At 64.4% G+C, this 10,040-nt stretch carries 10 protein-coding genes and 2 pseudogenes; 8 read left to right on the plus strand and 4 right to left on the minus strand.

All coding sequences use genetic code 11. The annotated features are described in order from the left end of the window. The 5 genes from dmpG to F6X40_RS35750 all read left to right on the plus strand — a co-directional run bounded on the left by dmpG (position 1) and on the right by F6X40_RS35750 (position 4,148). On the plus strand, positions 1–1,032 hold the full coding sequence (gene dmpG, locus F6X40_RS35730; protein WP_187631107.1) for a 4-hydroxy-2-oxovalerate aldolase: 1,032 nt from the start codon (positions 1–3) through the stop codon (positions 1,030–1,032). A gap of 101 nt (positions 1,033–1,133) precedes the next feature. Continuing rightward, entirely contained in the window at positions 1,134–2,396 is a 1,263-nt protein-coding gene (gene mhpT / locus F6X40_RS35735) for a 3-(3-hydroxy-phenyl)propionate transporter MhpT (protein ID WP_187631108.1), read from the plus strand. Positions 2,397–2,477: 81 nt separating this feature from the next. Beyond that, entirely contained in the window at positions 2,478–3,362 is an 885-nt protein-coding gene (locus F6X40_RS35740; RefSeq protein ID WP_187631109.1) for an alpha/beta fold hydrolase, read from the plus strand. A 190-nt stretch (positions 3,363–3,552) separates the two neighbouring features. Then, complete coding sequence (locus F6X40_RS35745; protein ID WP_187631110.1) at positions 3,553–3,804, plus strand: AbrB/MazE/SpoVT family DNA-binding domain-containing protein; 252 nt, start codon at positions 3,553–3,555, stop codon at positions 3,802–3,804. Beyond that, positions 3,798–4,148 (plus strand): type II toxin-antitoxin system ChpB family toxin, encoded by a 351-nt coding sequence (locus F6X40_RS35750; protein WP_187631111.1) that lies wholly within the window; start codon positions 3,798–3,800, stop codon positions 4,146–4,148. The genes F6X40_RS35745 and F6X40_RS35750 overlap by 7 nt, the downstream gene beginning before the upstream one ends. A gap of 46 nt (positions 4,149–4,194) precedes the next feature. On the opposite strand, the gene F6X40_RS35755 is transcribed toward F6X40_RS35750, so the two are convergent. Next, complete coding sequence (locus F6X40_RS35755; RefSeq protein WP_316251874.1) at positions 4,195–4,773, minus strand: substrate-binding domain-containing protein; 579 nt, start codon at positions 4,771–4,773, stop codon at positions 4,195–4,197. Positions 4,774–5,061: 288 nt separating this feature from the next. Here F6X40_RS35755 and F6X40_RS35760 point away from each other — a divergent pair, with 288 nt between their 5' ends. Continuing rightward, positions 5,062–7,290, plus strand: coding sequence for an NADP-dependent isocitrate dehydrogenase (locus F6X40_RS35760; RefSeq protein WP_187631112.1), 2,229 nt, complete (start codon positions 5,062–5,064; stop codon positions 7,288–7,290). A 186-nt stretch (positions 7,291–7,476) separates the two neighbouring features. Here the strand turns inward: F6X40_RS35760 and F6X40_RS35765 are convergent, their stop codons facing one another. Next, entirely contained in the window at positions 7,477–7,704 is a 228-nt protein-coding gene (locus tag F6X40_RS35765) for a hypothetical protein (protein ID WP_013092475.1), read from the minus strand. A gap of 360 nt (positions 7,705–8,064) precedes the next feature. Further along, a pseudogene (locus F6X40_RS35770) lies at positions 8,065–8,322 on the minus strand (LysR substrate-binding domain-containing protein); the annotation flags it as partial. Between F6X40_RS35770 and F6X40_RS35775 the strand changes: the two are divergent. Both F6X40_RS35775 and F6X40_RS35780 read left to right on the plus strand, forming a co-directional pair. Next, positions 8,313–8,852: pseudogene (locus F6X40_RS35775) on the plus strand (acyclic terpene utilization AtuA family protein); the annotation flags it as partial. The pseudogenes F6X40_RS35770 and F6X40_RS35775 sit on opposite strands and share 10 nt — an antisense overlap. Position 8,853: 1 nt before the next feature. After that, entirely contained in the window at positions 8,854–9,159 is a 306-nt protein-coding gene (locus F6X40_RS35780; protein ID WP_184061648.1) for a hypothetical protein, read from the plus strand. A gap of 55 nt (positions 9,160–9,214) precedes the next feature. Here the strand turns inward: F6X40_RS35780 and F6X40_RS35785 are convergent, their stop codons facing one another. After that, positions 9,215–9,925, minus strand: a complete 711-nt coding sequence (locus F6X40_RS35785) for a FadR/GntR family transcriptional regulator (protein ID WP_184024710.1) — start codon at positions 9,923–9,925, stop codon at positions 9,215–9,217. Between the last annotated feature and the right edge of the window lie 115 nt (positions 9,926–10,040).

Consider the following 10,040-nt stretch of genomic DNA (forward strand, 5'->3'; position numbering starts at 1 on the left):
ATGGACAAGAAACTGTATATCTCCGACGTGACGCTGCGCGACGGCAGCCACGCCATTCGTCACCAGTACTCGATCCAGAACGTGCAGGACATCGCACGCGCATTGGACCGCGCAAAGGTGGACAGCATCGAAGTTGCCCACGGCGATGGCCTGCAGGGTTCGAGCTTCAACTACGGCTTCGGCGCGCACAGCGACCTCGAATGGATTGAAGCGGTGGCTGACGTGGTCGAGCACGCTCAGATCGCGACCCTGCTGCTGCCTGGCATCGGCACGATCCACGACCTGAAGGCCGCCTACAACGCGGGCGCTCGCGTGGTGCGCGTCGCCACGCATTGCACGGAAGCGGACATCTCGAAGCAACACATCGAATACGCGCGCGAACTCGGCATGGACACCGTCGGCTTCCTGATGATGAGCCACATGACTACGCCGGAGAACCTCGCCATCGAAGCGAAGAAGATGGAGAGCTACGGCGCGACCTGCATCTATGTGGTCGACTCGGGCGGCGCGCTGACGATGAGCGACGTGCGCGACCGCTTCCGCGCGGTGAAGGCCGTGCTGAACCCCGAAACGCAGACGGGCATGCACGCGCACCACAACCTGTCGCTGGGCGTGGCCAACTCGATGGTCGCGGTCGAAGAAGGCTGCGACCGTATCGATGCATCGCTCGCGGGCATGGGCGCCGGCGCGGGCAATGCGCCGCTCGAAGTGTTCATCGCGGCGGCCGAGCGCATGGGCTGGAATCACGGCACCGACCTCTACACGCTGATGGACGCCGCCGACGACATCGTGCGTCCGCTGCAGGACCGTCCGGTGCGCGTCGATCGCGAAACGCTCGCGCTCGGCTATGCGGGGGTGTATTCGAGCTTCCTGCGCCACTCGGAAGTGGCCGCGAAGAAATACGGCCTGAAGACCATGGACATTCTCGTCGAGCTGGGCAAACGCCGCATGGTCGGCGGCCAGGAAGACATGATCGTCGACGTCGCACTGGATCTGAAGCGCGCGCACGCAACCGACGCAGTGGCTTCATGACCCGGACGCTGCGCGACGGCGCCGCATGCCGCGCGCGCAGCGTTCATTTCATCCAGCAAGGTCGCCGCAAGAGCGACGCTGACTCAACATTGGAGACTTTTATGCGGCAGTCAACGCAAGCAACGCAAACAACACAGTCGACGAAACCTCTTGCCGGCGGCGCGCTGACGATCGGGCTCTGCCTGATCGTCGCGCTGCTCGAAGGCGTGGACCTGCAATCGACCGGCCTCGCGGCACCGCGCATGGCGCGCGAATTTCATCTCGCGGTCGCGCAGATGGGCTGGGCGTTCAGCATCGGCGCGTTCGGGCTGCTGCCAGGAGCCGCGATCGGCGGACGTCTCGCCGACCGGCTCGGGCGCAAGCGCGTGCTGATGTGGTCGGTCGCGCTATTCGGCATCTTCTCGCTCGCGACCGCGCAGGTGTGGGACCTGAACAGCCTGCTCGCCGCGCGCTTTCTGACCGGCCTCGGTCTTGGCGCAGCGATGCCGAATCTGATCGCGCTGTGCTCGGAAGCGGCGCCGCCCCAACAGCGCAACACCGCGGTCGGCGCCATGTATTGCGGCATGCCGTTCGGCGCGGCGCTCGCGGCGGTGGTCGGCATCATCAGCCCGGGCGACGCGGGCTGGCGACATATCTTCTACGTCGGCGGCTTCGGGCCGTTGCTGGTGCTGCCGCTGCTTGCGCTGTTCCTGCGCGAGTCGGCGCAGTTCGTCGCGGCGCGTGCAACCAAAGGCGCGCGACGCGATGCGTCGGCTAGCGTGATGCACGCGCTGTGGCAGGAAGGGCGCGCGGGCACGACGATCGCGTTGTGGATCAGCTATCTCGGCACGCTGATCGTGCTGTATTTCCTGATCAACTGGCTGCCGTCGCTCGTCTTGACGCGCGGTCTGACGCGCGTGCAGTCCGGTGTCGTACAGATGATGTTCAACATCGGCGGCGGCATCGGCGCGATCGTGATCGCCGGCATGATGGACCGGATGGGGCGGCGCCGCACGGTCGCGGGCATGTATATCGGCATCGTCGTTGCGCTTGGCGCGTTGCTGAGCGCGAATGGCGGCACGTCGATGGCGTGGGGCGGTCTGCTCGCGGGGCTGTTCCTGGTCGGCGGGCAGTCGGTGTTGTATGCGCTGGCAAGCAGCCTGTACCCGACCGAAGTGCGTGGCACCGGCGTCGGCGCGGCCGTGGCGGTGGGCCGTCTCGGCTCGATCCTCGGACCGTTGATCGCGGGGCAACTGCTCGCGATCGGTCAGGGTGCGAGCGTGCTGCTCGGCGCGAGCATTCCGCTGATTGCGGTCGCCGCGATTGGCGCGTGGCTCGTCGTGAATCGCTCGACACTTCGATATACCCCGGTGGCCGCGCAATAGCTTTGCAGCCCGAAATACCGCGCGGGTCCGCCGTCAACGGCGACTCGCGGTCACTTAATCCGTGAAACAAAGGAATTCGACATGAGCAACACCAACACGCAAGCAGCGGCGATCACCGAGGAAGCGACCAGCCGATTCGTCCGCATCACCGAAGACGGCCGCGAGATGCAGCTTCACTACAACGACGTGGGGCAGGGTGCGAAAACGGTCGTGATGCTGCACGGCTCGGGACCGGGCGCGACCGGCTGGGCCAACTTCAATCGGAACGTCGAGCCGCTCGTCGCGGCGGGCTATCGCGTGATCCTGATGGACTGCCTCGGTTGGGGCAGGAGCGACCCGATCGTCTGCAAGGGCTCGCGCTCGGAACTGAACGCGCGCTGCCTGAAGGCGCTGCTCGATGCGCTCGATATCGAACGCGCGCATATCATCGGCAACTCGATGGGTGGGCATAGCGCGGTCGCGTTCGCGCTCGCCGAGCCGCAACGCGTCGGCAAGCTCGTGCTGATGGGCGGCGGCACCGGCGGCCCGAGCCAGTTCGTGCCGATGCCGACCGAAGGCATCAAGCTTCTGCAAGGCCTGTACCGCAACCCGACCATCGAGAACCTGCAGCGCATGATGAGCGTCTTCGTGTTCGACACGAAGGCGTTGACCGAAGACCTGATGCAAGCGCGCCTCGCGAACATGCTGGCGCGCCGCGATCACCTCGAGAACTTCGTCGCGAGCCTCGCCGCGAATCCGAAGCAGTTCAACGACTACGGGCCGCGCCTTGGCGAAGTAACCGCGCCGACGCTCGTGATCTGGGGTCGCGACGATCGTTTCGTGCCGATGGACATCGGCCTGCGGCTCGTTGCCGGGATGCCGAACGCCGATCTGCATGTGTTCGGCCGCTGCGGGCATTGGGCGCAGTGGGAGCATGCGGACAAGTTCAACCGGATGGTGGGGGAGTTCCTGGGACGCGGGCAATAAGCAGGGTTGTCGTTTTGGGCGACCGGTGCGTCGTTGCGGCGGCGGGCTGGTTGCCTCGTTTAGGTTTGGGTTCTTTTCTTCGCCGACTAATAGGCGATTTCAAGATCCGGATGTAGAGTCAATGTAGATACGGGCGACTTGCTGTTTTCGCTGTGAGTATCTACAATGGATATACATTTGGAGCTGGGATATGGAACTCAAGATTCAGAAGTGGGGCAACAGCGCTGCAGTACGGTTGCCGGCCGTGTTGTTGGAGCAAATTCATGCGTCGGTGGGCAGTTCGCTGAACGCGGACGTGCGCCCCGAGGGGGTGTTGCTTACGCCTGCGCGTCGCAAGTATTCACTGGATGAACTCGTCGCGCAGTGCGATCCGAAGGCGCCACCGCCAGCCGATCTCGACGTCTGGAGAGAAGTCAGGCCGGCGGGGCGCGAAGCATGGTAAGGCGCATCAAGTTTGAGCGCGGCGATATCGTGCGCGTGAGCCTGAATCCGACGCTTGGCAAGGGGCAGCAAGGCGATTTCCGTCCCGCGCTGGTTTTGTCGCCTGCCGCATTCAATGCTCTTGGGGTCGCGCTCGTTGCGCCGATCAAGCAGGGGGGGGAGTTCGCTCGATACGCTGGGTTCGCGGTACCGCTCTCGGGTTCGGGAACAGAGACTCAGGGGGTGGCTCTGGTGAATATGGTGCGCACTCTGGACCTCGAGGCCCGCGGCGCACGCAAAGTCGAGCGCGCTCCGGCCGAGGTAGTCGAGGACGCGCTCGCCCGACTTCAAACGATTCTGGAATGACGGGAAAGACGATACGAACTAAACCAGCCCGCGGAGAGCGACCCCATCACTCCGCCGCCGGCATCCGAGTCACACTCTTCGGCAACCGCCCATCACTACCCGCGGCGTCGTCCGCTGCCTCTCCCAACTCCCGCCTAACCGTCGACTCCCGCACCACCAGATGCGGATCAAGCATCGAATAACCCGCGCTTTCTTCGCCCTTACCGTGCAGTTCGTCGATCAGCTTCATCATCGCGAGCTCACCCATCTTCTCGCTCTGAAAGTCTACCGAGGTCAGCGCCGGCGACGCGTACTCGCCATACGTCACGTTGTCGAATCCAGCGATGGAAACGTCGCGCGGCAACGAGAAGCCCAGCTCGCGCGCTTCCTTGATGAAGCCGAGCGCGATCAGATCGTTGTAGCAGATCACGGCGTCCGGTCGTTTCGGGCCGAGCATCAGGCCCGAGCAGGCGCGCTCGCCGGCCGCCGACGACGCCGGCGCAGGACGTCGTGACGCGCTAAGCGCGGGCGTGAGGAGCCGGCGGCGCAAGCGCATCTTCGAGGCGCCCAATCGTCGGCAAGTGGAGGGCAGCCAGTCACGGCTCGGTGGCGGCATTTGCGGCTCGTCAATGCGATCAATTCGCATTCATCCAAAAATAATATACCGCAAGTCATCTATAAGATATCTGTCTTAAGACCGGGGTGATCGGCCGCAAACCTTTGCCAGTCATGGATCGACCCCTTTGGGTAGGGTCTCGCGACCTGTTTGTCTGGTCACATTTAGTGGAAAACGCGCATATACTCTCGGTCGTATCGCAAAACGAAGGTCGCGGGGTTGCGTCGTGCCGAACTGACGCCGTCGCCGTCGCGCCACGATTTGCGCTGGCTTCGACTGCCAACGCTCTGTCTATCACTTCCTAGCAAAGCATTAATCATGTCCACACCGCCGAAGATCATCTACACCCTGACCGACGAAGCGCCCGCACTGGCGACGTACTCGCTGCTGCCGATCGTCAAGGCGTTCACGCGCTCGTCCGACGTGCTCGTCGAAACGCGTGACATCTCGCTCGCCGGCCGGATCATTGCCGCATTTCCGGACTACCTGAGCGCGGAGCAGAAGGCTTCCGACGATCTGGCGGAGCTCGGTGGACTCACCATGCGCCCGGAAGCGAACATCATCAAGCTGCCGAACATCAGCGCGTCGGTGCCGCAGTTGAAGGCAGCGATCGCCGAGCTGCGCGACCAGGGCTATAAGCTGCCGTCGTACCCGGACGTCGCGACGACCGAGGCCGAGAAGGACGTCAAGGCCCGCTACGACAAGATCAAGGGCAGCGCGGTGAACCCGGTGCTGCGCGAAGGCAATTCGGACCGCCGCGCGCCGTTGTCGGTGAAGAACTACGCGCGCAAGCATCCGCACAAGATGGGCGCATGGAGCGCGGACTCGAAGTCGCACGTCTCGCACATGAGCGATGGCGATTTCTACGGCAGCGAGAAGTCGGCGCTGGTCGCGCAGGCCGGTAGCGTGAAGATCGAACTGGCCGCCGCCGACGGCGCGATCACGGTCCTGAAGGCGAAGACGCCGGTGCAGGCAGGCGAAATCATCGACGCGTCGGTGCTGAGCAAGAACGCGCTGCGCAGCTTCATCGAAGCGCAGATCGCCGAGGCGAAGGCGAACGGCGTGCTGTTCTCGGTGCACCTGAAGGCCACGATGATGAAGGTCTCGGACCCGATCATCTTCGGTCACGTGGTGTCGGTGTTCTACAAGGACGTGCTCGCGAAGCATGCGGAAGCACTGGCCAAGGTCGGCTTCAACCCGAACAACGGTATCGGCGACCTGTACGCGCGTCTGAAGGATCTGCCGGCTGAAACGGCCGCGGCGATCGAAGCCGACATCGAGGCGCAGTACGAACAGCGTCCGCCGCTCGCGATGGTCAACTCGGACAAGGGCATCACGAGCCTGCACGTGCCGAGCGACGTGATCGTCGACGCATCGATGCCGGCGATGATCCGCGAGTCGGGCAAGATGTGGGGCGCCGATGGCGCGCTGCACGACGCGAAGGCGGTGATCCCGGACCGTTGCTACGCCGGTGTGTACCAGGCGGCGATCGAAGACTGCAAGAAGCACGGTGCGTTCGACCCGGTCACGATGGGCACGGTGCCGAACGTCGGGCTGATGGCACAAGCCGCCGAAGAATACGGTTCACACGACAAGACGTTCCAGATCCCGGCGAACGGCGTGGTCCGCGTCACCGACGAAGCCGGCGCGGTGCTGCTCGAGCAGCCGGTGGAACAGGGCGACATCTTCCGTATGTGCCAGACCAAGGACGCGCCGGTCCGCGACTGGGTCAAACTCGCGGTGAACCGCGCCCGCGCTTCCAACACGCCGGCCGTGTTCTGGCTCGACGCGGCGCGCGCGCACGATGCGCAGATCATCAGGAAGGTCGAGCAGTACCTGAAGGATCACGACACGAACGGTCTCGACATCCGCGTGATGACGCCGGTCGAAGCGACGAAGTTCTCGGTCGAGCGCATCCGCGCCGGCAAGGACACGATCTCGGTCACCGGCAACGTGCTGCGCGACTACCTGACCGACCTGTTCCCGATCATGGAACTGGGCACCAGCGCGAAGATGCTGTCGATCGTTCCGCTGATGGCTGGTGGGGGCATGTTCGAAACCGGCGCGGGCGGTTCGGCGCCGAAGCACGTGCAGCAGCTGGTCGAGGAAGGCTTCCTGCGCTGGGATTCGCTCGGTGAATTCCTCGCGCTGGCGGCATCGCTCGAGCATCTGGGCACCGCGTATCACAACCCGAAGGCGCAGATTCTTGCGAAGACGCTCGATCAGGCGACCGGCAAGTTCCTCGACAACGACAAGTCGCCGGCGCGCAAGGTCGGCGGTATCGACAATCGCGGCAGCCACTTCTACCTCGCGATGTACTGGGCCGAAGCACTGGCCGCGCAAACCGACGATGCCGCGCTGCAGGCGCAGTTCGCGGGCGTCGCGAAGGCGATGGCCGACAACGAGGCGAAGATCGTCGCGGAACTCGGCGCGGCGCAGGGCAAGCCGGTGGATATCGGCGGCTACTACCGTCCGAACGTCGAGCTGACTAGCAAGGCGATGCGCCCGAGCGCGACGCTGAACGCAATCGTCGATTCGGTGGCTTGAGCTCGCGCGGGCGACTGATGCGGTAAGCGCCGCGGCCGCACCTGCGCTGGCCCCGAAAGCCGCGCGGTAAGCACGCAGCACACCGCGGACAAAGCCGCAAGCAGGACCGCAAATACGACAATGGCGCCTTCGGGCGCCATTGTCGTTTCTACGTCACTGCTACGTCGCCGTCGGTCATGCCCGTCCTTATACGTGAACGATTTCCCAATCGGCGAGCTTCTCCGGAATTTCGAGCGTCGACGTGTCGAGCTCCGACAGATGCTCGCAGCTCAGACCGCGCGCGAGGTCGTCGGCGGCCTGTTGCGGGCTCGAGAATTCTCCGAGCGTTTCGTTGCCGTAGGTGGCTTCCCAGCCGTCCTGACCCGGCAGAATGTAGAACGCTCCCTGCGTCGAACCAAAGCGAAAGCCTTTCATTTTTAGTCTCCCAGTTGCCAATAAAAAAAGCCGCGATTCGTGACGGCTTCTTCGCAATCTGCGGGATTTGGGTGGCCGTGTCGTGAGGCCCCTCGAATCCGACTGCGTGAAGCGCGTGCTCTTGTGAAAGAGTCTACGTCAGCGAATCGGCGGGCAATTGGGCGCCGAATCGGTCTTTATATTAAAAATATTCGTGTAAAAACAAAGGCTTGTGAGATCCGTTTTGCGATGTGCAACGCCGCCGGGCATCGTGAAATGGCCGCTTTGTGCCCCGCAACATGATTTTTTACGACGCGCGGCATCGTTTCATATCGTGAAAATTAGGGCTGCGCGCGACGCGCAAAACGACGCTGTGCGGCCCTATGACGCGCCGAGCCGTTCGATCAGCATCGCGACGAAGGTCTCGGTCACCGGCGGCAAGGTTCGGCCGCGCTTTTTGATCAGCGCGATGCGCCGCGTGAACGCGGCTTCGTCGATCGGTCGCGCGACTAGCTCGGGCTCCGCGCGCACCTCGCGCGCCGACGCCGGCAGGATCGTGATGCCGAGCCCGGCGCGCGCCATCGCGACCGCGCTCATCATGTAGGTCGGTTCGCAGGCGATGCGCGGCTCACATTGCGCGTCGTTATCTGCAGCCCGACGCGGTCGCCGATTTCTCGCAGGTGCGCGTCGAGCAGGAAGCCGTGGACCGTGTGCGCGTCACCGGCGGTGGCGGCACGGAGCGCACCGCGACGTTGAAAGTGTCGGTTGCGTATTTCGACGGCTATATCGGCGAGGGGCAGATTTCGTACGGCGGACCCGGCGCGCTCGCGCGGGCGCGGCTCGCGCTCGATATCGTGCGCGAGCGTCTCGCGCTGACCGGCGTGCAGACGCGCGAGTTGCGCTTCGATCTGATCGGCGTGAACGCACTGCATGGTGACGCGGTGGCGGCCGGTCATGGCGAGCCGTACGAAGTGCGCGCCCGGGTGGCGGGACGCACGGCGTCGCTCGCGCAGGCGCTGCGCATCGGCAACGAGGTCGAGACGCTGTACACGAACGGACCGGCGGGCGGCGGCGGCGTGACGAAGGCGGCGCGCGAGGTGGTCGCGGTGCAGTCGGTGCTGCTGCCGCGCGAGTATGCGACGCCGGCTTTCTCGCTGATGGAGGCTTGAGATGAAACTACGAGAACTGGCCCACTCGCGCACCGGCGACAAGGGCAATACGCTCAATATCTCGGTGATCTGCTACGACGCGCTGCATTACGAGCGGTTGCGCGATGTGCTGACGCCCGAGCGCGTCAAGACGCATCTGCGCGATGTGGTGCGCGGCGAGGTGGTGCGCCATGAGTTGCCGGGCCTTGCCGCATTCAACTTCGTGCTCGGCGACGCGCTCGGCGGCGGCGTTACGCGTTCGCTCGCGCTCGACGCGCATGGCAAATCGCTGAGCTCGGCGTTAATGGATCTCGACGTGGGGCAGTGAGGGCATTGCCGGCGGCGCGTCGTGTTGCGGGGCGGCCGCTCAGCCCCGCATGTGATCACACGCCAGCCTTCGTCAGGTCATGCGCGCGGCGCAGTCGCTCGCGGCTGTTGCTCAGATGCATGCGCATCGCGGCGCGCGCGTCGTCGGCATCCTGACGCTCGATCGCGCGATAGATCATCAGATGCTCGCCGAGCACGCTGCGCAACACCTCGATATGGTCTAGCTCCGCGATCTCGGCCGAACCGAGCCGGGTGCGCGGGCTGACCGAGCGGCCGAGCTGGCTCAGCACGTCGAAGAAGTAGCGGTTACCGCTCGCGCGCGCGATCTGCAAATGGAACTCGATGTCGTGTGCGAGCGTGTCGGTGCTGCCGCGCTCGAGCTCCGACTCGAATCGATCGAGCGCAGTGCGGATCTGCTTCAGGTTCTGCTCGGTGCGCCGCGATGCCGCGAGCGCGGCCGCGGCCGCTTCGACGTCGATCCGGAACTCGATGATCGCCATCACGTCGAGCATGCTGGTGAGATCGGCGGCGGGAAGCTGCATCGGCTTTTCGGCGGCGGGCGCGAGCACGAACGTGCCAATGCCATGGCGCGTCTCGACGATCCTCTCTGCCTGCAGACGCGAAATCGCCTCGCGGACCACGGAGCGGCTCACGGACAACTGCTTCATCATCGCGACTTCGGTGGGGATGCGGTCGCCTGGCCTCAGCGCGCCGCGGCGAATCTCATCGGAAAGGGTGGCCACCACCTTTTCAGTTAGGCTGCTCATTTTTGTGGCTGGTTGACTGATCCTGCAAAGTATCGCACAGGACTGTACTCGATTCTGCCGCGTTCGGCGGCATCGGCGCGGGCTATTTTTTGCGTGCAGATGCGCGGTGGGGGCG

The organism is Paraburkholderia sp. UCT31, assembly GCF_014397655.1.
GTDB lineage: Bacteria > Pseudomonadota > Gammaproteobacteria > Burkholderiales > Burkholderiaceae > Paraburkholderia > Paraburkholderia tuberum.

Excerpts from the sequence above, each read along its gene's own strand:
- dmpG (WP_187631107.1), top strand. The coding sequence starts at position 1 with ATGGACAAGAAACTGTATATCTCCGACGTGACGCTGCGCGACGGCAGC.
- mhpT (WP_187631108.1), top strand. The coding sequence starts at position 1,134 with ATGCGGCAGTCAACGCAAGCAACGCAAACAACACAGTCGACGAAACCT.
- F6X40_RS35740 (WP_187631109.1), top strand. The coding sequence starts at position 2,478 with ATGAGCAACACCAACACGCAAGCAGCGGCGATCACCGAGGAAGCGACC.
- F6X40_RS35745 (WP_187631110.1), top strand. The coding sequence starts at position 3,553 with ATGGAACTCAAGATTCAGAAGTGGGGCAACAGCGCTGCAGTACGGTTG.
- F6X40_RS35750 (WP_187631111.1), top strand. The coding sequence starts at position 3,798 with ATGGTAAGGCGCATCAAGTTTGAGCGCGGCGATATCGTGCGCGTGAGC.
- F6X40_RS35755 (WP_316251874.1), bottom strand. The coding sequence starts at position 4,773 with ATGCGAATTGATCGCATTGACGAGCCGCAAATGCCGCCACCGAGCCGT.
- F6X40_RS35760 (WP_187631112.1), top strand. The coding sequence starts at position 5,062 with ATGTCCACACCGCCGAAGATCATCTACACCCTGACCGACGAAGCGCCC.
- F6X40_RS35765 (WP_013092475.1), bottom strand. The coding sequence starts at position 7,704 with ATGAAAGGCTTTCGCTTTGGTTCGACGCAGGGAGCGTTCTACATTCTG.
- F6X40_RS35780 (WP_184061648.1), top strand. The coding sequence starts at position 8,854 with ATGAAACTACGAGAACTGGCCCACTCGCGCACCGGCGACAAGGGCAAT.
- F6X40_RS35785 (WP_184024710.1), bottom strand. The coding sequence starts at position 9,925 with ATGAGCAGCCTAACTGAAAAGGTGGTGGCCACCCTTTCCGATGAGATT.